The following is a 19548-nucleotide window of genomic DNA, read 5'->3' as shown; positions in this document are numbered from 1 at the left end:
GTAGGGGTTATGTCCAAAATTAAAGTGATGACTATTTTCGGAGTGCGCCCCGAGGCGATCAAGATGGCTCCTCTAGTTCTTGAACTGAAGAAGCATCCTGAGCACATCGAGTCAATTGTATGTGTAACAGCACAGCACAGGGAGTTGCTCGATCAAGTGTTGGAAGTGTTCAATATCACTCCTGATTACGATCTGGATGTGATGAAGGATCGTCAGACGCTTAATGAGATTACTATTCGAGTACTTGAAGGCCTGGAACCTGTACTCAGAGAGGTTAAACCTGATCTCGTATTGGTGCACGGGGACACATTAACGACGTTCCTTGCAAGCTATGCCTCATTCCTGCAGCAAATTCAGGTTGGGCACGTAGAAGCAGGACTTCGGACATGGAACAAATTGTCTCCGTATCCTGAAGAAATGAACCGTCAGCTTACAGGTGTATTGGCAGACCTGCATTTCGCTCCAACGGATTGGTCAGCTAGTAATCTGAGACATGAGAACAAAAAAGAATCAAGTATTTATATCACAGGCAACACTGTAACCGATGTGTTTCAATATACCGTACAGCCTGATTACCGGCATCCTGTTTTGGATTTTGCTTCAGGAAAAAAACTTATTTTGATGACTGCTCACCGTAGAGAATCGCAAGGTGAACCGCATCGGAATATCTTCCGGGCAGTCAAAAGAATCGCTGATGAATTCGAAGATGTAGCCATTGTTTATCCTGTGCATCCGAGTCCTGCTGTTAAGGAACCTGCACATGAAATTTTGGGTGGACATCCAAGAATTAAGCTGATTGATCCGCTGGATGTCGTGGATTTGCATAATTTTTATCCGCATACCCACTTGATATTGACCGATTCTGGCGGTTTACAAGAGGAAGCTCCTTCATACGGAGTACCAGTTCTTGTGCTTCGTGATACGACGGAGCGTCCTGAAGGGATAGACGCTGGAACGCTAGAACTTGTGGGCACGGACGAGGAGAAGGTGTATGCACGGACACATGCTCTTTTGACTGATAATGAGCTCTATCAGTCGATGAGTCGGGCCGCCAACCCGTACGGAGATGGCAAAGCCTCCCAACGAATTGTCAATGCGATTTTGCACCATTTTGGTGTAAATAAGGAGCGTCCTGAAGAGTTTCACAGAATGTTCACAAAAAATAAATAATTTCATTTAAAGTAATATCTGATCTGATTAAAATCAACATACAGTGAAACTGTACGGTTTATATGGTTTTGGAACATTTTGCTGTGATTATTTTCATGTTTTCAAGGGTTTTTGGGCAATGTTCAATGAATTGACAAAGACTCCAGAAATTCAGTAAAATTAGTTGGGATTGTAGCCATGAAAGAACAAAATAGCAGGGACAGCTTGTTACAGACCGCGCTTATCATTGGAAGTGCAGGCACTATACTCGCCGCTTACATTGTTATTGGTTTTTTTGCGGCAAGGTGGCTGAAAGACTTGATGGAGGGGCCGAAATATTGGCTCGCTATTGGCACTATAACCGGAATGATTCTGGGAATTGTGAACGTCGTCCTGTTAATTAAAAAATTTTTGGGGGAGCAGAATGGATAATATGACTCCCATGATCAATACCGTCACTAGAGTTACGCTCGTCCTTATGGCAGGACTCTTAATGGGCTGGGCGCTTCATCATGAGACCAGGGATTTTACACTGGGCATGACTCTGGGTCTGGTGGCGGGATTGGTAAACTTTCGTTATCTGGCCGTCAAGGTTCGACGGGTAACGCAGTCGATTGCGAGCAACGAAGGGAATGCCTTCAGCCTCGGTTTTGTTACACGGATTAGCTTCGCAATTTTGGTCACCATGTTCGCGGTCAAGATTGAGCATTTTTCCCTGGTAGCAACTATTTCGGGCGTATTCATTCCTCAGCTTCTCGCCATTCCTGCGGGGATATATCTGAGTGTGAAGAACAAACTTTAACCAGATTAAAGAGAAAGGGGGATGATACTATGCATGAGATGCCGAAAATCTTTGTCGGGGGAATACCGATAGATATATCAGCCGTATTGATGCTTCTGATCAGTTGTACAGTAGTATTTGTGCTGGTGATGCTGTCGGTTCGTAAGCTTTCGGTTGAGAATCCATCTAAGCTTCAGAATTTTATGGAATGGGTTGTTGAATTTGTAGAGGGTGTCATAAGCAGTGCCATGGACCTGAAGAAAGGAAAACCTTACATATCTTTGGGGCTAACGTTGATTCTGTTTATCTTTGTTTCCAACCTTCTTGGATTGCCTTTCTCAGTTGTAACTGAAGCACATGGACCTGTAACCGTGTTTGGCCATGTGATTGAAGCAACCAGGAACTTGGCGCATGGTGATCATGTTGAGATCTTATGGTACAAGTCGCCGACTGCTGACATTAATATCACTGCAGGATTGGCAATTATTGTGTTTATACTGATGAACTTCCTGGGCATTAAGCTCAACGGCAAGCATTATTTCAAACACTATATTGAGCCGTTTCCAATCTTTTTGCCACTGAACATTATCGAGAACCTGGCAAAACCAGTAGCTCTGGCTATTCGTCTATTTGCTAACATTTTTGCCGGAGAAGTACTGATTACAGTCATTTTGAAACTGGGGATTCTCAGTATTCCTTTCCTTGCTGTATGGCAAGGCTTCAGTATTTTCGTCGGGGCACTACAGGCGTTTATCTTTACGATACTAACGATGGTTTATATCGCACAGATGACGATTCACGAAGAAGAAGCACATTAATGAACTGCTGCGAAGGGAACGGTTATCGTCTGATTTTCTTTCGCGGGAGATATCTTATATCATTAAACACAATATGAACCAAAATTAAAGGAGGATATTTACAAATGGAATATTTAGCAGCAGCAATAGCGGTTGGTTTGGGTGCACTTGGTGCAGGTCTTGGTAATGGTATGATCGTTAGTAGAACAGTTGAGTCCATCGCTCGTCAACCAGAAGCTCGTAATGCGCTTCAAACAACAATGTTTATCGGTGTAGGTATCGTCGAAGTTATTCCGTTGGCAGCAACAGTTATCGCATTCCTAATCATGTTTTCATCTTAATAAACCGTATTTACGGTTTGGCGGGGACGGCCGATGCCATCCGCGCCTTACTTTTGTATACGTCCGCATGACGCGGTAATGGAAGGGAGTGACCTCAGTGGAAATTGTTTGGACAAACATCTTATTTTCAATTGTAGCCTTTGGGATTCTATATTTCTTGCTCAGTAAGTATGCGTTCAGCAAACTGTTCGCAGTTATGGAGAAACGCCGTGAGCTGGTAATGCAGCAAATGGATGAAGCTGCGAAGACTAGAGAGCAAGCGGTCGCGTATGTGGAAGAGCAGAAGCAGGCGCTGAACAGTGCACGCCAGGAAGCTCAACAGATTATTCAACAATCGCAAATTACTAGTAATCAACAGGTAGAACAAGCTTTGGCACAAGCTAAAGTTGAAGCTGCACGCGTCAAAGAAGAGGCCGTGCGCGATATCGAGAACGAGAAGAATAAAGCAGTGGAAGAGTTGCGCAGCGAAATTGGAACGGCATCTGTTCGTATTGCTTCTAAACTTCTTAAGAAAGAAGTTAGTGCTAGCAGTGAGCAGGAGCAGCTTGTGAACCAATACCTCAATGAGGTAGGAGGCCGATCATGAGCCGCGATACGGTAGTTGCCAAGCGCTACGCTAAAGCATTGTACAGTGCAGCGGTAGAGAAGGGGATTACCCTTGAAGTAGAAGAACAGCTCAAGGCAGTGGTCGAAGTTTTACATTTAGACCAAGAGGTACAGCGGTTTATTCTTGCACCACGTATCTCGGAGTCCGACAAGCTGAAAGTGCTGCGCACAGCACTTCAAGATAAGCTCTCTCCTATTGTAATGAACATTGTAGAACTGTTAGTAGAGCGAGGCAGAACCGATATTTTTGCCGAACTGCTGGATACGTATATCAAGATTGAAGGAGACGCTCTTGGCATTGGTGATGCTAAGGTATACTCCGTTTATTCTTTAAGTGAAGAAGAACAAGCGGCTGTAGCTGCAGAATTCGGCCAGCTAGTAAACCGTAAAATTCGGGTTACGAATGTGGTCGATCCAAGCCTGCTGGGAGGACTGAAGGTTTATATCGGCGATACGCTGTATGACGGAAGTCTTTCTAGTAAATTGGAACGTCTCGAGAAATCCTTTAATGATAAGCATAGAAGATAGGGGTGAGGATATTGGGCATCAGACCTGAAGAGATCAGCACTTTGATCAAAAGTCAAATTGAGCAATATAAAGCCGATATCGAAGTTGCCGAAGTGGGCACCGTCATTCAAGTCGGAGACGGTATCGCTCGTGTCTACGGTCTGGAAAACGCAATGGCAGGCGAGTTGCTAGAGTTCTCCAACGGTGTAGTGGGCATGGCGCTCAATCTGGAAGAAAGCAACGTCGGTGTTGTAATTCTGGGTGAGTACAAGGAAATTCGTGAAGGCGATCAAGTAAAACGTACTGGACAAATCATGCAAGTTCCAGTTGGAGAGGCCCTTCTGGGTCGTGTTGTTAACGCACTCGGTATGCCGCTTGACGGTAAAGGCCCAATTCAAACGACGGAGTTCCGTCCGGTTGAGAATAATGCTCCTGGTGTTATCGACCGTAAATCGGTTCATGAGCCAATGCAAACTGGTCTTAAAGCGATTGATGCGATGGTACCAATTGGTCGTGGACAACGCGAACTTATCATTGGTGACCGTCAAACAGGTAAGACTGCAATCGCAATCGATGCGATTATCAACCAAAAAGGCAACGGAATGAAATGTATTTATGTTGCCATTGGACAAAAACAATCCACAGTAGCACAGGTTGTAGAAACTCTCCGCCGTCATGGCGCGTTGGAATATACAATCGTTGTAACTGCTTCGGCTTCAGAGCCATCCCCACTGTTGTATATTGCTCCATACGCAGGTTGCGCAATGGGCGAGTACTTTATGTACAAGGGCGAACACGTATTGATCATTTATGATGACCTTTCAAAACAAGCTTCGGCTTATCGCGAATTGTCCTTGCTGCTTCGTCGTCCACCGGGTCGTGAAGCGTTCCCTGGTGACGTGTTCTACTTGCACTCCCGTCTTTTGGAACGTGCGGCTAAGCTTAGTGATGAGCTTGGTGGTGGTTCATTAACCGCGCTTCCGTTCATCGAAACACAAGCATCTGACGTATCGGCTTACATTCCTACGAACGTAATCTCGATTACAGATGGTCAAATCTTCCTTGAATCCGATCTGTTCTACTCTGGTCAACGTCCGGCGATCAACGTCGGTATCTCCGTTTCCCGTGTAGGGGGCTCCGCTCAGATTAAAGCGATGAAGAAGGTAGCTGGCTCGCTCCGTTTGGATCTTGCTCAATATCGTGAACTTCAAGCTTTCTCACAGTTCGGCTCAGATCTTGATAAATCCACGCTTGCTCGTCTGAATCGCGGAGCACGTATGATGGAAGTTCTGAAACAAGGTGTAAATCAGCCGTTGTCTGTTGAGCATCAAGTGCTTAGCTTGTACACAGCTGTAAAAGGATACTTGGATGATATTCCTGTTAAAGACGTAAAACGTTTTGAAAAGGAATTCCTTGCTTACATGGACAGCAGTGCTGCTGAAGTTGCTCAATCCATCAGAGATACCAAGGATTTGACAGCAGATAACGAAGCCGCTCTTAAAGCAGCGATTGATAAATTTAAAAGAGGCTTTGCTACTAGCTAATATAGATCGTACCTAAACGATTCTTACTAAGTGAGCTTTGGCTATGCCGAAGCTCAGGCTATTACTTATAAAGTTGGCTTTGAATTCGTCAAAGCTAAGAAGATGCTTACGAAGTTAGCTTTGACTTCGTCAAAGCTTTAAGGTGGTGAAATCATGGCAAGAAGCATGCGTGATATTAAACGTCAAATTAAGAGTGTTCAAAACACAAGACAGATCACAAAAGCGATGGAAATGGTAGCCGCCTCCAAGCTGAGAAAAGCCCAGGAGAAGGCAATTGCCGCCCGTCCTTATGCTGAGAAGCTGAAAGAGGTTGTATCGAGCATTGCTGCCGGTACAGAAGGCGTTCAGCATCCCATGCTGGTCAGTCGCCCTGTGAAAAAAACTGGTTATCTTATCGTGACCTCTGATAGAGGGCTTGCGGGAGGATACAATGCTAATATTTTACGTAAGGTGACGATGCTCATCGCGGAACGACATAAATCCAAAGATGAGTACGCCTTGTTCGTTATCGGTCGTAAAGGCCGTGACTTCTTACGCCGCCGTGAATATCCGATTGTACAGGAAGTTACTGAGCTATCGGATGCGCCGAAATTTGCTGACATTAAATCTATTGCTAATTCGGCAGTACAGCAGTTTGTAGATGGTACGTATGATGAGTTGTACGTTTGCTACAACCAATTCGTCAATGCGATTACCCAGATCCCAACCGTTGATCGACTGTTGCCTATGGAAGGCGTAGGAAATCATGAGCATCATGAAGCGACTGCAAATTACGAATATGAACCTTCACCAGAAGGCGTACTCGAAGTACTACTTCCGAAATACGCCGAAACTTTGATTTATAGCGCAATTCTGGATGGCAAGGCCAGTGAGCTGGGTGCGAAAATGACAGCGATGGGCAGTGCAACAAAGAACGCGTCGAAAATGATCGGAGAACTTACCCTTACGTACAACCGTGCCCGTCAGGCGGCAATTACGCAGGAAATTACCGAGATCGTGGCCGGAGCGAACGCTCAGTCTTAAAAATACAAGAACAGTTAAGCAGCGTGCTTGACTTGCCTTGTATTTTACGAGAAACAGTGCCGCATGGAGCGATACATAGTATCGCCCGCTTTTGGAGTATGGCTCCTTAAGAACGGCACTGCAGTTCTTCTTAAAATATAAGTAAGTATAGGTTTTACACTATACAAAATGCTTATATTTCTACGAGAAACGGTTGTCATCTTTATATGACGACAACGTCGTTTCTTCTTGATGTAATAGCTTTCGAGGAGGGAAATGAAGATGAACAAAGGACGCGTTGTAAGCATTATGGGTCCGGTTGTCGATATTGAATTTGAACGCGGCCAATTGCCCGAGATATTCAACGCTATCAAAATTGAAACCGTCTTGGACAATGGTCGCCAGATTAACCTAACACTTGAGGTTTCCAATCACTTGGGAGACAATTTGGTACGTTGTATCGCGATGTCTTCTACAGATGGTCTGGTTCGCGGACTGGATGCGATTGACCAAGGTGGTCCTATTTCGGTTCCTGTTGGGGAAGCGACATTAGGCCGGGTATTTAACGTACTTGGAAATCCAATTGATAACGCTGGTGAAGTTGTTGCTGAAATAAAGAACCCGATTCACCGTTTGGCTCCGACATTTGATGAATTGTCGACACAAGCCGAAATTTTGGAAACGGGTATTAAAGTTATCGACTTGCTTGCACCTTACGCTAAAGGCGGTAAAGTTGGTCTGTTCGGCGGTGCCGGTGTAGGTAAAACAGTAACGATTCAAGAATTGATTAATAACATTGCCCAAGAACACGGCGGTATTTCCGTATTCGCAGGTGTGGGTGAACGTACTCGTGAAGGTAATGACCTTTATCACGAAATGACGGACTCCGGCGTTATTAAGAAAACAGCAATGGTGTTCGGACAAATGAATGAGCCCCCAGGCGCGCGTCTACGCGTAGCTTTGACCGGTCTTACTATGGCGGAATATTTCCGTGATGTAGAAGGTCGCGATACGCTGCTCTTTATCGATAATATATTCCGCTTTACCCAAGCGGGTTCCGAAGTATCCGCTCTTCTCGGACGTATGCCGTCCGCGGTAGGTTACCAACCAACCCTGGCTACTGAAATGGGTCAGTTGCAAGAGCGTATCACTTCTACCAAAAAAGGCTCCGTTACTTCCATTCAAGCAATCTACGTACCAGCGGATGACTACACTGACCCTGCTCCGGCAACGGCGTTTGCTCACTTGGATGCAACAACTAACCTTGAGCGTAAGATTTCCGAGAAGGGGATTTTTCCAGCGGTTGATCCACTGGCTTCCAGCTCACGTCTGCTAGCTCCGGAAATTGTTGGTGAAGAGCATTACAATGTGGCACAAGGTGTTAAACAATTACTGCAACGTTATACCGAACTTCAAGACATCATTGCCATCTTGGGTATGGATGAATTGAGTGAGGATGATAAGGTTATCGTAGCTCGTGCTCGTAAAGTTGAGCGGTTCCTGTCACAGCCTTTCCACGTAGCTGAACAGTTTACCGGCTTCAAGGGTAAATACGTGCCAATCAAAGAAACTGTACGTAGCTTTAAGGAAATCCTGGATGGTAAGCATGATGATCTTCCAGAAGCAGCGTTCCTTTTTGTGGGTACAATCGAAGAAGCGGTTGAAAAAGCGAAATCGATGTAACACTGAGCTTATTGAATGCTTTCGAAGCGAGCTTTACTTCGTAAAGCTAAGTGTATGCTTTCGATGAGAGCTTTACTTCGTAAAGCTTTAAGGAGGAATGGAAGTGAATACCTTTTTGTTGGAAATTGTCACGCCGGAGCATCTCGTCTATTCTAAACAAGTGAATAGCTTGACAGTACGGGGAGTCGAAGGCGAGTTGGGTATTTTGCCGGGACACATTCCGCTTGTGACTCCACTTCAGGTTGCTCCGTTATCCGTCAAATCGGACGGTGTTACGATCTCCATCGCCGTTCATGGCGGTTTCGTTGAAGTGCATAAGGACAAAGTAACAGTGCTGGCCGAAAGTGCCGAACTGCCAACGGATATTGATGTTGAACGCGCCGAGGCTGCTAGAGAACGCGCTCAGCGCCGTCTCCAGACTCGTAGCAAACAAGATGATATCGATCACCGCCGTGCGGAGTTGGCGCTGCAACGCGCTGTTACACGGATTAAAGTGTCCACTGGTAAAGGACAACAGTAGGATATAAGCGGTCAAGCTCTAAGCTTGACTGCTTTTTTTGTTATAGTAATCTATGTAGTAAAGGTTAAGATTTCTTCATTTTTTTGGATATTGGCATTGAATTGTTTAAAAATTTGTAAAAGTACTGGATTCTTTTGCCCTGCACAAGTATGATATAAGAGTCGATTTCCGAGTAATACGAACACGGAGGGTTAGCATGGGGGATATATTGTCCAATGGATGGTCTAGTGCCGCTGGAACCAGCAGCATGATCTCAATGATTGTTTCTTTGCTCAGTGTTGTATTATCTTGGTGGGCATTGCAGAACCTTAAGCTGGATTTGGTCATAAGATATCCCAAGAGTCCTCAAGGAAGGCTGCTGCACTTGCTTCTGGCTATTGTACTTGGTCGTTTTGTTGCAGGATTCTTTCTGGATTACCTTAGCTGGAGTGGGATGATCCGCTATATGTTTTAGGAATATGTAGTTTGGTTATAAGTGTCATAGGTCGCAATGGTCAAAAAGTGTCGAATAATAAGGTTTTATTATGTCAACACTGAACTTTAAGGAACATGCCCGGCTGAATGGGCGTATTGATGGAGTATGCGAATTTTTTTGCAATTACTTTTAATCTAAAAAATAATTTAAGAAATAATGGACGCGGAGGGAAACCGAAAATGAGCAAATTTATCGTCCGCGGTGGCAACAGATTGACCGGGAGCGTGAAAGTTAGCGGCGCAAAAAATTCCGTATTACCGATCATAGCCGCCTCTCTATTGGCAGAAGAAGGAGTAAGCGTCATTGTGGACGCACCTCCGCTTGATGATGTAATGACGATTTCAAAAATGTTGGAATCTCTGGGTGCAGGGGTTACATATCAAAACGATATTATCCAGGTGGATGCTACAAACATCACTTCCTGTGAAGCACCTTATGAATGGGTACGGAAAATGCGGGCATCTTTTTTAGTCATGGGTCCTCTGTTATCACGGCTTGGTCATACAAGAATTTCTTTGCCTGGTGGCTGCGCCATTGGCACACGACCGATTGATCAGCATTTGAAAGGATTTGAAGCGCTTGGTGCGGAGATTAGTCTCGGCCAGGGCTACATTGAAGCGAAAAGTAACGGTCGCCTGCGCGGAGCCAAAGTGTATTTGGATGTAGCTAGCGTGGGTGCGACCGAAAATATAATGATGGCAGCGGCACTCGCCGAAGGTATGACCGTGATTGAGAATGCGGCTAAGGAGCCTGAAATTGTCGACCTGGCCAATTATTTGAATGGTATGGGCGGAATCGTTCGCGGTGCGGGTACAGGTGTTATCCGTATTGAAGGCGTAGAACGTCTGCATGGCGTTAAACATCATGTGATTCCTGACCGTATTGAAGCTGGTACCTATATGGCTGCCGCAGCAATTACAGGTGGGGACGTATATGTGGAAGGTGCAATCGCTGATCACTTGGGACCTGTTATTGCTAAGATGGAAGAGATGGGTGTAACCATTATTCCTGATGAGAATGGGGTTCGTGTAATTAGTGACAAACCTCTTAAAGCTGTTGATTTGAAGACTTTGCCGTATCCAGGCTTTCCAACGGATATGCAGTCACAAATGATGGCATTATTGCTGCGCTCTGAAGGAACTAGTGTCGTTACAGAAACTGTATTCGAGAACCGGTTCATGCATGTGGATGAATTCCACAACATGAATGCTGAGATTAAGATCGAAGGTCGCTCAGCAATCGTTACAGGTAATGCGCAATTGGTCGGAGCCAAGGTTTGTGCTACGGATTTACGTGCGGGAGCTGCGCTTATTTTGGCAGGTCTTGTTGCTGAAGGCACTACTGAGGTAAGCGGAACTCATCATATCGACCGTGGATATGTACATTTGGCTGAGAAGCTGTCTGGACTAGGTGCGGAAATATGGCGTATCTCCATGGAAGACACAGCCGCGCAAACGGTGAAGGACGAAACTCTTAAACCAGAAGTAGCCAAGAGCGAATCAAGCAAAAGCGATGAGGTTAAACCTCGCTTTCAGGTTCAAGCAACTTGGGTATAATATCAGTCATTAGGTGAGAACAGGCTGCAGTGATGCGGCCTGTTCTTTTTTTAAATATAAGAGTTTATATGTTCTACGCTATAAATTATCCTTATATTTCTCGCATAAACGCTTACCGTCCTTATAGGGACAGCGAAGGCGTTTTTGCTTGTATTATTAGAAAGTAAATCTGAATCCTCATCTAATGAGGATTTTTTTTCGTTTGTGATTTTTTAACGCGGGGCATAGTGATAGATACGAGAAAGCTAGTCTCTTTCTCTCAAATATTGTTCTAGTATTTGCTGTAAATTCATATCTATAAGAATCAACAGTGACTCACGGAAGGAGCCATAGAGATGAAAGATTTCCGCTACTTGCGACGTAATAAGTCAACGCGCTGGCACTCGCGTCCCCTTGCTCCCCGGCTCAGGCGCCTCGGTCCCGCCGCCTGGATCGCAGCGCCTATCCTGGCGGCGCTGCTGATTCCACTGGCGGTTGTCCCGCTGCACCGGGGACAACCGGCGCCTCCGGCCTTGCCGACGGTAACGACCTCACCAGCCGCACCAGCGGGGCCGGAGGCGGCTGCGCAGGAAGCGCCGCAGCCGAAGGTCTCCGTCTATTTGTCGCGTAGCGGACAAATAGAGACGTTGCCGCTGGAGGAATACGTCAGCGGCGTACTTGCGGCCGAGATGCCGGCCAGCTTTGAGCTTGAAGCGCTCAAAGCGCAGGCCGTAGCGGCCCGCACCTTTATCCTTCGCCGCCTGCTGGCTGGCGACAGAAGCGGCGTCCCCGTTCCGGGGGCGGATGTAACAGATACGGTAAGCCATCAGGCTTACGTATCTAAGGATACGCTGGAACGGAAGTGGAAGCTCGGCGGAAGAAGCGCCGACCTTGCAAAGCTTCAGCGCGCGGTCCTTGAGACGCGCGGTGTCATTATGACCTATAAAGGGCAGCCGATTACGGCCTCCTTTTTCGCCTCCAGTGGAGGATATACCGAGAACTCGGAAGAATACTGGAATGCAGCGATTCCCTATCTGCGCAGTGTAACTAGTCCTTGGGAGAAAGAGATTACCCCAAACTATGCGGTGACATCTACATTCACCATCTCGGAAATACTTACTAGACTTGGGCTAAACGACAGAGTAATTCCTGCTTCAAAAAATACTACCCAATCAGGCATGACAAAAAATATCTCTACTTCCTCTGAATTGCCGGTAGAAGTGTTGTCTCTCACCACTGGACATCGGGTTAAGGAAATCTCTATTGGAGGTACTATTTTTACTGGAAGAGAAGTGCGAGAGAAGCTAGGGTTACGTTCCAGCCAATTCAGTTGGGGGCGAAAAGGGAATAAAATCTATATAACTACCTTCGGAAATGGGCATGGTGTGGGAATGAGTCAGTGGGGAGCTAATGGGATGGCGAAGGAAGGCGGAACGGCTACTCAAATTCTCAAACACTATTACAGTGGTATCTCTTTTACGCAAATCTCAACTCTTCTGAAAAAATAACTTGAAAGATACGTATAAAAGATAGAAGCCCGGTAACACTGGTTACTGAGGTGATAACCATATGAATGAACAAGACAAAAACAAAACAAACCATGATGAATCTCTCAAAAAATCGCAGGGAGATTCAGGTGCTAAACCTTCTTCATGGAGCAAGATGTTATCTAAACGTTGGGTGTTCCCAGCAGTCTACACGGCGGCAGCGGCAATTATACTAACTTTGGTGTGGGTCTATCAGGATGCCGGCCAAAAACCGCTGGACACCGCCGCCACATCACAGCAAGTAGGAGCTTCAACTAACGAAGCTGGTACTGCAAACAGTAATCCAGATGCCCTTGAAGTTCTTGCTTCAGCGGAAAGCTTGGTTTGGCCAGTAGCCAATCCAGGTGAAGTAGAAGTGGTCAAACCGTATTATGATGAGAATGGTACAGAAGACAATCACGTTGCCGCAATGGTGCAGTATAACGACAAATTTATTCCTAATGTCGGTATCGATCTTGCCCGTGAAGACAACAATACGTTCGACGTCAAAGCAGCGCTTAGCGGTGAAGTTACTAGAGTGGACGATGTTGCAGTGTTAGGTAAGGTCATTGAGATTACCCATCAAGGTAATATGAAGACCGTCTACCAAAGTCTTGGCGAAACGAAAGTTAAACAAGGCGATGTTGTGAAGCAAGGAGATACGCTTGCAACCGCAGGTCGCAGTGAAATCGAGAAGGACCTTGGCAATCATGTACACTTTGAAGTGTATAAGGACGGCAAAGTAGTTAATCCATCAGAGTTACTGCCAGGGCGATAAGAATATTTACTGCAGGGGGCTAATGCCCCCTGTTTTTATGTGAAAAAGGCTTTTCGTAAGCAGCATGCTTATAAAGAGCCTTATTTTTCTATGAGAAACGGTTATTGTCTTTGATGAACCAACGACGTTCCGTCTTGCTAATAACAAGGCTTCTTGGGTTGTCCATTAAATAAAATGAGCCCTCCCAGGCTTGTCATGTCTTGAAAGCGCGAATATATAAGCCCGCCCCTCATATAATGTACCAAACTATCCACAGTTGGGAGGCGGGAGCGTGCACGATTACATCAAGGAACGTACGATCAAAATCGGACGCTGCATCGTGGAAACCAGGCATACGGTCCGGACCATAGCCAAGGAATTTGGCGTTTCAAAGAGCACGGTGCACAAAGACTTGACGGAGCGTCTGCCAGAGATCAACCCTGATCTGGCTGATCAGGTGAAGCACATTCTTGAATATCACAAATCCATCCGACATCTTCGGGGGGGAGAAGCCACAAAAATTAAATATAAAAAAACGACGGGGAAAAAACGTGAGGTTGCTGTAGCATCAAAGCCATAAGATTTTCGGAAATTTAAGGAAATATTCAGCTTTAAAACATTGTGTAGTTCCCCTAAAGTATGTTATTTTTAAATTTAGTACTAACTGCTGTTTTTTCAATTAAAATAACACTTTGGGGGCTCTTTCATTATGTTTAGCAAGGATATCGGAATCGACCTCGGCACGGCCAATGTGCTCATACATGTTAAGGGAAGGGGAGTCGTTCTGGATGAACCTTCCGTGGTCACACTTGAAAGTGATACGAAGAGAGTCCTTGCGGTGGGAGAACAGGCACGTCGCATGGTTGGACGTACACCCGGAAATATAACAACTATCCGTCCTTTACGGGATGGTGTCATTGCAGATTTTGAAGTCACGGAAATGATGCTGAAGTATTTTATCGACCGTGTTGGCGGTCGCACCTGGTATTCACGGCCTCGCATTCTGATATGCGCCCCTACAAATATTACATCTGTGGAACAAAAGTCCATTCGGGAAGCGGCAGAACGCAGCGGGGCTAAGGAAGTATTTATGGAAGAAGAGCCAAAGGCCGCTGCGATTGGAGCGGGAATGGACATTTATCAGCCAAGTGGAAACATGGTCGTCGATATCGGTGGCGGAACGACGGATGTAGCCGTACTTTCTATGGGCGACGTCGTTACCGCTTCTTCGATTAAAGTCGCTGGAGACAAGTTCGATGAGGCCATTTTAAGATATATTAAACAAAAGTATAAATTGTTGATCGGTGAACGGACGGCAGAGGATATTAAGGTTACTATTGGTACGGTTCGACCTGGTTTGATGAAGTCCGAAATGGATATTCGTGGCCGGGACATGGTAAGCGGACTTCCCCAAACGCTCACTATTACGGCGGCTGAGGTTAAGGAAGCATTATGGGATCCGGTTTCTTCCATTGTGGCTGCAGCTAAATCGGTACTGGAGCGTACACCACCAGAGTTGTCTGCGGACATCATTGACCGGGGTGTGGTTCTTACTGGTGGAGGTGCTTTGCTTAACGGATTGGACGAGCTACTCTCAGAAGAATTACATGTACCTGTTTGGGTAGCGGAAGACCCTATGCACTGTGTGGTAAAAGGAACAGGAATTATGCTGGACAATTTGGACAAGGTCGTTAAGAAAAAGTTCTAAGCAGCCGATATAAAAGGTAGCATTAGATTCGGAAGGAGACTACCTTCATGATAAGAGGTTTATATACGGCCGCTGCAGGTATGGTTGCGCAGCAACGTAGACACGATACGGCAACACAGAACATCGCTAACTTAAATACAACGGGATATAAGCAGGTTGACAGTGTTAATCATGCTTTTCCGGATGTCTTGATCTCGGCTATGATTAATGGCAATACCACGCCGGTGGGGCGCCTTAACACGGGAGTTTTTGCAGAACAGTCAATATCCCAATATTTACAGGGTGATTTAAGGGAGAGCGGCAAGTCTATGGATTTTGCTTTATCTACAGATTTGCAAGTCGCCGACCCTGTGACGGGTCAAAATATAGCCTTTGATGGTTCAGGGAAATATGTAAGTCCTGAGGGTGAGGTTATTTACCGTCCACAGGCTTTCTTTACTGTTCAGGATGCTGAGGGCAATAACTTATTTACCCGAAATGGAAGCTTCTCAGTAAACGCGGCTACGGGAGAAGTGTTGAGCAGTGGAGGCTTCAAGGTTCTGGATTCCACTGGCAAGCCTCTTGTCTTGACAGGAAATCAGGACACCCTTAAAGTGGACGGGCAGGGGAATGTACTAAATCCAGTAACAGGACTTCCGACAGGGACCAAGATTGGTGTGAGTGTAGTTACAAAGCCGCAGGAGCTTGTGCGTGATGGTAAAGGTGTGTTTCACGCTGATGATATAGCGGCGGCAGACATTCGTTACTCCAATGCAACTGATAACTTACAGGTGCGTCAAGGATATTTAGAGGGTTCCAATGTTGACCCTACTCAGGTTACTGTTGATTTGAATGCCGCATACCGGGCGTATGAAGCGAACCAAAAGATCGTCCAATACTATGATAGCAGCTTGCAGAAGGCTGTAACTGAAGTCGGCAGGGTATAAGTGCTGCTTTTGAAGTGGGTTTTACAGGTACAGCTTATAGGAGGTTTGATCTATGAACAACTCAACGATTAGTGCAGCAGTCTCCATGTCCAGCCTTCAGCAGCGGCTTGATATTATAGCGGATAATCTAGCCAATATGGATACAAATGGTTATAAGAGCAAGAAAGGTTCCTTTGAGGATGTGCTGACTCGTGTGCAGCAGCAATCGGATGACTATGATCAGCCGGGCCGCGCTACACCTCTAGGCTTTAATATCGGTTTTGGGACTTATGTGCCTTCGATTACGACTAATTGGGAAGAAGGCCCCCTTAAAGAAACAGGTAATCCAACCGACTTGGCGCTTCAGGGTAATGGGCTGTTTGGAGTTCAGGTCAATGGAACTACAGCTTATACAAGACAAGGTGACTTTCACTTTACGCCTGACACCACCGATGCAACGAAAATGGTCCTTGTAGATAATACGGGGAATCCGGTACTGAATACAGCAGGTAATCCTTTAACGGTCCCTGTGGGCGTGAATGCAGCTATCGATGAATCCGGTCGTGTATTAACGAAACAGTCAGAGAATGGACCTGTTCGGGTAGCAGGTACTATAATGATTGTAGAACCTAAGACACAGAATGCTTTAAAGGCAGTGGACGGGAATTTCTATATGCTTGCCGATGGAGTTACAGCACAGCAGGCTTTTGTACAAAGAGCGGCAGGTGAGGCGTCTGGAATTGGAGTACGCTCAGGGTGGCTGGAGCAGTCAAATGTCGATATGACCACAGAAATGACAGAAATGATGCAGATTCAACGTACGTATCAACTCGCAGCTCGGGCGCTTTCTTCCAGTGATCAGATGCTAGGTCTGGCCAATAACATGCGCGGGTAGAGGTGAAGGAATGGAACGTCAGAAAAAGGTGAAGTCGGAAGACAAACCAGAAGACAAGAAAGAGCCGAAGCGGCGAGGATTATCAAAATGGACACTCATCCAGTGGATTCTTATTCCTTTGCTTCTCATAGCTGCACTTGGAGGCGGACTGGTTGTCGGTTACGTTGTCCTTGGCAAAAAAGAGTTTAGCGATGTTCTACAATGGAGCACGTGGAAACATGTCTATGATTTGGTTTTTGCTCCATAATTTAAGATGATAACGACTCCCTTCTTGCTTAAGGGAGTTTTCTTTTTTATACGGATAAATGTATAATGGTGGGGGGCCTCGGGCAGCAAAAAGGGCCCTCTCCGCCATGCTATCGCATCCGGTGGAGAAAGCCCCTTATCTCAACCTCCACTTCTGCAGGTGGTGAAGGATATATATAGTTTTTACCGAAGCTGCCTAAATTTATGCAGTTCGGCGAAGAATAAATGAAGTAACATCCGAAAGGAGTTTTGTTAATAATGCTGGATATCAACCAAATTCAAGAAATCATCCCCCATCGGCCTCCATTTCTGCTGGTGGACAAGATCACTGAGATTGAAATGGGTAAACGAGCTGTTGGCATTAAAAATGTAACGATCAACGAACCTTTCTTCGCAGGTCATTTTCCAGGTTATCCGGTAATGCCGGGCGTACTGATTACAGAAGCTCTTGCACAAGTTGGTGCGGTTGCTATTCTAGGGGTAGAAGCGAATCGCGGTCGGATTGGCTTTTTAGCCGGGCTCGATGGATTCCGTTTCCGTGGTCAAGTCGTACCGGGAGATACGCTCACTCTTGAAGTGGAGATTACTCGCCTTAAGGGCAGTATTGGAAAAGGACAAGCTACTGCGTCGGTTGAGGGGAAAGTTGTTGCCTCTGGGGAAATTATGTTTGCGCTCAGCTAATATTAATTAGCGAATATATATTATACATGGAGAAGGAGAGATTCTAAATGACTCAATTAAGCCCAAAAGCGGCAGAAACCTTATCTCGCTGGCTGGAGAACGCATCTGTTGATGAGTCTACGAAGGCGGAGCTGCGCGCTCTGGAGAACGAGCCACAGGAGCTCGAGGAACGATTTTATAGAGATCTAGAATTCGGTACAGGTGGTCTACGCGGTGTAATTGGTGCAGGTAGTAATCGTATCAATCGTTATACGGTAGGTAGAGCTACACAAGGTTTCGCTAAATATATTCTGGAGACGCATACTGGAGAGGGAAGACCTTCTGTTGTTATCGCTCATGACTCCCGTCGTTTCTCGCCTGAATTCACACTTGAGGCTGCTCTTGTATTGGCTGCTAATGGCATTGAGGCTCATTTATTCACTTCTCTGCGTTCAACACCCCAATTGTCGTTCAGCGTGCGCCATTTGAAGGCAACGGGCGGTATTGTTATTACTGCAAGTCATAATCCCCCTGAATATAACGGGTATAAGGTTTATAATTCTGAAGGTGGACAGCTTGTCCCTGACGAAGCCGAAAAGGTCATTTCTTACATATTAGGGGTTGACACTTTTGATGGTGTGAAACGGATTTCCCAAGAAGAAGCGGAGCGTCAAGGTCTGCTGCACTGGCTTAGTGAGAAGGATGACGAAGCGTTTACCGATACTGTCGCTGCGGTTAGTCTTGCAAGTGAAGAGATCGCCTCTACGCTTGGAAAAGACTTCAAAATCGTATACACCCCGCTACATGGTACTGGTAACCTGCCAGTCCGCCATGTGCTTGAGAAAATAGGTTTCACACAGGTGCATGTTGTACCTGAGCAAGAACAACCAGATTCCGAATTTTCCACTGTAAAATCACCGAACCCAGAAGAACGCGAAGCCTTTACACTGGCTATGAAGCTGGGCGAAGAGTTGAATGCAGACCTCTTAATTGGCACGGATCCCGATGCAGACCGTATGGGGGCAGTGGTTCGTGATAATGAAGGTAAATTTGTTGTTTTGTCGGGCAATCAATCTGGAGCTTTGATGATTCATTATTATTTGAGCCGTTTACAGGAACAAGGTAAGTTGCCTAGCAATGGTGCAGTTGTGAAGACTATCGTGACGAGCGAGATGGGGGCTGCTGTAGCCTCTCATTATGGTGCAACTGTATTTAATACGCTAACGGGCTTCAAATATATTGGGGAAAAAATGACTCAATTCGAACAATCCGGAGATTACACATATCTTTTCGGTTATGAAGAAAGCTATGGTTATCTTGCAGGTAACTATGCTCGTGATAAGGACGCCGTTCTTGCGGCTATGTTGATCGCTGAAGCAGGTGCTTATTACAAAGCTCAAGGCAAAACATTATATGATGTTCTTCAGGAATTGTATGAGCAGTTCGGATACTTCTTGGAAAGCCTGGAGTCCCGTACATTGAAGGGTAAGGATGGCGTTGCGCAAATTCAAGGTATCATGAATGATTGGCGTACGAATGCACCACAAGAAATTGCGGGATCTGCCGTTACAGAGGTGCTGGATTATTCGCTAGGCCTTAATGGTCTGCCGAAGGAAAATGTACTAAAGTATTTGCTGGCTGACGGTTCATGGTTCTGCCTGCGTCCTTCCGGTACCGAGCCAAAGATTAAAGTTTATTTTGCGGTTGTGGGTGAATCCTTGCAGAATGCTAAGGATAAGGTAGCTACACTATCCAAGCAGGTTATGGCTCGTGTTGACGGGGAACAATAAAATAAGAATATAGATTGCGCTCTATATTGTGAAATTATATTTTTTACGTAGAAACGGGTACCGTCTCTAAAAGGATGACGATCCGTTTCTACTTTTGTAAAAAGAGTTTTGAAGTGAAAGA

Annotated in this window: 22 protein-coding genes; all 22 read left to right on the top strand. The window is 45.7% G+C overall.

Annotated elements, in window-relative coordinates; translation table 11 throughout:
• The first annotated feature begins 9 nt into the window (after positions 1-9).
• The 22 genes from wecB to NST34_RS30010 all read left to right on the top strand — a co-directional run bounded on the left by wecB (position 10) and on the right by NST34_RS30010 (position 19427).
• Positions 10-1170 (top strand): non-hydrolyzing UDP-N-acetylglucosamine 2-epimerase, encoded by a 1161-nt coding sequence (gene wecB, locus NST34_RS30115; RefSeq protein WP_042192480.1) that lies wholly within the window; start codon positions 10-12, stop codon positions 1168-1170.
• A gap of 177 nt (positions 1171-1347) precedes the next feature.
• Positions 1348-1581 (top strand): AtpZ/AtpI family protein, encoded by a 234-nt coding sequence (locus NST34_RS30110; protein WP_042192476.1) that lies wholly within the window; start codon positions 1348-1350, stop codon positions 1579-1581.
• Positions 1574-1951, top strand: coding sequence for an ATP synthase subunit I (locus tag NST34_RS30105; protein ID WP_076285650.1), 378 nt, complete (start codon positions 1574-1576; stop codon positions 1949-1951). Before NST34_RS30110 ends, NST34_RS30105 begins: the two co-directional genes overlap by 8 nt.
• A 29-nt stretch (positions 1952-1980) precedes the next feature.
• Positions 1981-2748 (top strand): F0F1 ATP synthase subunit A, encoded by a 768-nt coding sequence (gene atpB / locus NST34_RS30100; RefSeq protein WP_042192471.1) that lies wholly within the window; start codon positions 1981-1983, stop codon positions 2746-2748.
• 104 nt (positions 2749-2852) lie between these two features.
• Entirely contained in the window at positions 2853-3068 is a 216-nt protein-coding gene (gene atpE / locus NST34_RS30095) for a F0F1 ATP synthase subunit C (protein ID WP_060625974.1), read from the top strand.
• Positions 3069-3165: 97 nt separating this feature from the next.
• Positions 3166-3654: a F0F1 ATP synthase subunit B gene (gene atpF, locus NST34_RS30090; RefSeq protein ID WP_060625973.1), complete on the top strand. Its 489-nt coding sequence runs from the start codon at positions 3166-3168 to the stop codon at positions 3652-3654.
• Entirely contained in the window at positions 3651-4202 is a 552-nt protein-coding gene (locus NST34_RS30085; protein ID WP_042192468.1) for a F0F1 ATP synthase subunit delta, read from the top strand. Before atpF ends, NST34_RS30085 begins: the two co-directional genes overlap by 4 nt.
• 11 nt (positions 4203-4213) lie before the next feature.
• Entirely contained in the window at positions 4214-5725 is a 1512-nt protein-coding gene (atpA, locus tag NST34_RS30080; RefSeq protein WP_042131369.1) for a F0F1 ATP synthase subunit alpha, read from the top strand.
• A gap of 153 nt (positions 5726-5878) precedes the next feature.
• Complete coding sequence (atpG, locus tag NST34_RS30075) at positions 5879-6748, top strand: ATP synthase F1 subunit gamma (RefSeq protein WP_042131368.1); 870 nt, start codon at positions 5879-5881, stop codon at positions 6746-6748.
• 261 nt (positions 6749-7009) lie between these two features.
• Positions 7010-8410 carry a F0F1 ATP synthase subunit beta gene (gene atpD, locus NST34_RS30070; RefSeq protein WP_042192466.1) on the top strand — a complete coding sequence of 467 codons (1401 nt, stop codon included), beginning with the start codon at positions 7010-7012 and terminating at the stop codon, positions 8408-8410.
• Positions 8411-8513: 103 nt separating this feature from the next.
• Positions 8514-8930, top strand: a complete 417-nt coding sequence (locus NST34_RS30065) for a F0F1 ATP synthase subunit epsilon (protein ID WP_042131365.1) — start codon at positions 8514-8516, stop codon at positions 8928-8930.
• A 196-nt stretch (positions 8931-9126) separates the two neighbouring features.
• Positions 9127-9384 carry a DUF1146 family protein gene (locus NST34_RS30060; RefSeq protein WP_076285651.1) on the top strand — a complete coding sequence of 86 codons (258 nt, stop codon included), beginning with the start codon at positions 9127-9129 and terminating at the stop codon, positions 9382-9384.
• A 200-nt stretch (positions 9385-9584) separates the two neighbouring features.
• Positions 9585-10961, top strand: a complete 1377-nt coding sequence (murA, locus tag NST34_RS30055) for a UDP-N-acetylglucosamine 1-carboxyvinyltransferase (RefSeq protein WP_341129355.1) — start codon at positions 9585-9587, stop codon at positions 10959-10961.
• A gap of 335 nt (positions 10962-11296) precedes the next feature.
• Entirely contained in the window at positions 11297-12448 is a 1152-nt protein-coding gene (gene spoIID / locus NST34_RS30050; protein WP_340973231.1) for a stage II sporulation protein D, read from the top strand.
• Positions 12449-12509: 61 nt separating this feature from the next.
• Positions 12510-13244 carry a M23 family metallopeptidase gene (locus NST34_RS30045; protein WP_042192459.1) on the top strand — a complete coding sequence of 245 codons (735 nt, stop codon included), beginning with the start codon at positions 12510-12512 and terminating at the stop codon, positions 13242-13244.
• Positions 13245-13515: 271 nt separating this feature from the next.
• Complete coding sequence (gene spoIIID, locus NST34_RS30040) at positions 13516-13803, top strand: sporulation transcriptional regulator SpoIIID (protein ID WP_019915029.1); 288 nt, start codon at positions 13516-13518, stop codon at positions 13801-13803.
• A gap of 129 nt (positions 13804-13932) precedes the next feature.
• The gene (locus tag NST34_RS30035) at positions 13933-14931 is read left to right on the top strand and encodes a rod shape-determining protein (protein WP_042192456.1); all 999 of its coding nucleotides are present in this window, start codon (positions 13933-13935) and stop codon (positions 14929-14931) included.
• Positions 14932-14978: 47 nt separating this feature from the next.
• A complete protein-coding gene (locus NST34_RS30030) occupies positions 14979-15857 on the top strand; it encodes a flagellar hook-basal body protein (RefSeq protein ID WP_076285653.1) in 879 nt (292 codons plus the stop codon).
• A gap of 52 nt (positions 15858-15909) precedes the next feature.
• Positions 15910-16731 carry a flagellar hook-basal body protein gene (locus NST34_RS30025; protein ID WP_076285654.1) on the top strand — a complete coding sequence of 274 codons (822 nt, stop codon included), beginning with the start codon at positions 15910-15912 and terminating at the stop codon, positions 16729-16731.
• A gap of 10 nt (positions 16732-16741) precedes the next feature.
• Positions 16742-16978: a DNA-directed RNA polymerase subunit beta gene (locus tag NST34_RS30020; RefSeq protein ID WP_042192450.1), complete on the top strand. Its 237-nt coding sequence runs from the start codon at positions 16742-16744 to the stop codon at positions 16976-16978.
• A 257-nt stretch (positions 16979-17235) separates the two neighbouring features.
• Complete coding sequence (gene fabZ, locus NST34_RS30015) at positions 17236-17658, top strand: 3-hydroxyacyl-ACP dehydratase FabZ (protein ID WP_042192447.1); 423 nt, start codon at positions 17236-17238, stop codon at positions 17656-17658.
• Positions 17659-17705: 47 nt separating this feature from the next.
• Complete coding sequence (locus NST34_RS30010; RefSeq protein WP_341129354.1) at positions 17706-19427, top strand: phospho-sugar mutase; 1722 nt, start codon at positions 17706-17708, stop codon at positions 19425-19427.
• The last annotated feature ends 121 nt before the right edge of the window (positions 19428-19548 follow it).

It is taken from the genome of Paenibacillus sp. FSL H7-0714, from assembly GCF_038003765.1.
In the GTDB taxonomy this organism is placed as follows: domain Bacteria; phylum Bacillota; class Bacilli; order Paenibacillales; family Paenibacillaceae; genus Paenibacillus_AQ.
Note: the sequence above shows the minus strand (reverse complement) of the source record. Positions and strands in the feature narration are given on the sequence as shown.

What these genes read in the sequence shown, in the direction of transcription:
- NST34_RS30030 (WP_076285653.1), top strand. Translation starts at nt 14,979, where the DNA reads ATGATAAGAGGTTTATATACGGCCGCTGCAGGTATGGTTGCGCAGCAA.
- NST34_RS30035 (WP_042192456.1), top strand. Translation starts at nt 13,933, where the DNA reads ATGTTTAGCAAGGATATCGGAATCGACCTCGGCACGGCCAATGTGCTC.
- NST34_RS30045 (WP_042192459.1), top strand. Translation starts at nt 12,510, where the DNA reads ATGAATGAACAAGACAAAAACAAAACAAACCATGATGAATCTCTCAAA.
- spoIID (WP_340973231.1), top strand. Translation starts at nt 11,297, where the DNA reads ATGAAAGATTTCCGCTACTTGCGACGTAATAAGTCAACGCGCTGGCAC.
- fabZ (WP_042192447.1), top strand. Translation starts at nt 17,236, where the DNA reads ATGCTGGATATCAACCAAATTCAAGAAATCATCCCCCATCGGCCTCCA.
- NST34_RS30110 (WP_042192476.1), top strand. Translation starts at nt 1,348, where the DNA reads ATGAAAGAACAAAATAGCAGGGACAGCTTGTTACAGACCGCGCTTATC.
- NST34_RS30085 (WP_042192468.1), top strand. Translation starts at nt 3,651, where the DNA reads ATGAGCCGCGATACGGTAGTTGCCAAGCGCTACGCTAAAGCATTGTAC.
- murA (WP_341129355.1), top strand. Translation starts at nt 9,585, where the DNA reads ATGAGCAAATTTATCGTCCGCGGTGGCAACAGATTGACCGGGAGCGTG.
- NST34_RS30060 (WP_076285651.1), top strand. Translation starts at nt 9,127, where the DNA reads ATGGGGGATATATTGTCCAATGGATGGTCTAGTGCCGCTGGAACCAGC.
- NST34_RS30105 (WP_076285650.1), top strand. Translation starts at nt 1,574, where the DNA reads ATGGATAATATGACTCCCATGATCAATACCGTCACTAGAGTTACGCTC.
- wecB (WP_042192480.1), top strand. Translation starts at nt 10, where the DNA reads ATGTCCAAAATTAAAGTGATGACTATTTTCGGAGTGCGCCCCGAGGCG.
- atpD (WP_042192466.1), top strand. Translation starts at nt 7,010, where the DNA reads ATGAACAAAGGACGCGTTGTAAGCATTATGGGTCCGGTTGTCGATATT.
- NST34_RS30020 (WP_042192450.1), top strand. Translation starts at nt 16,742, where the DNA reads ATGGAACGTCAGAAAAAGGTGAAGTCGGAAGACAAACCAGAAGACAAG.
- atpE (WP_060625974.1), top strand. Translation starts at nt 2,853, where the DNA reads ATGGAATATTTAGCAGCAGCAATAGCGGTTGGTTTGGGTGCACTTGGT.
- NST34_RS30025 (WP_076285654.1), top strand. Translation starts at nt 15,910, where the DNA reads ATGAACAACTCAACGATTAGTGCAGCAGTCTCCATGTCCAGCCTTCAG.
- NST34_RS30010 (WP_341129354.1), top strand. Translation starts at nt 17,706, where the DNA reads ATGACTCAATTAAGCCCAAAAGCGGCAGAAACCTTATCTCGCTGGCTG.
- atpB (WP_042192471.1), top strand. Translation starts at nt 1,981, where the DNA reads ATGCATGAGATGCCGAAAATCTTTGTCGGGGGAATACCGATAGATATA.
- atpG (WP_042131368.1), top strand. Translation starts at nt 5,879, where the DNA reads ATGGCAAGAAGCATGCGTGATATTAAACGTCAAATTAAGAGTGTTCAA.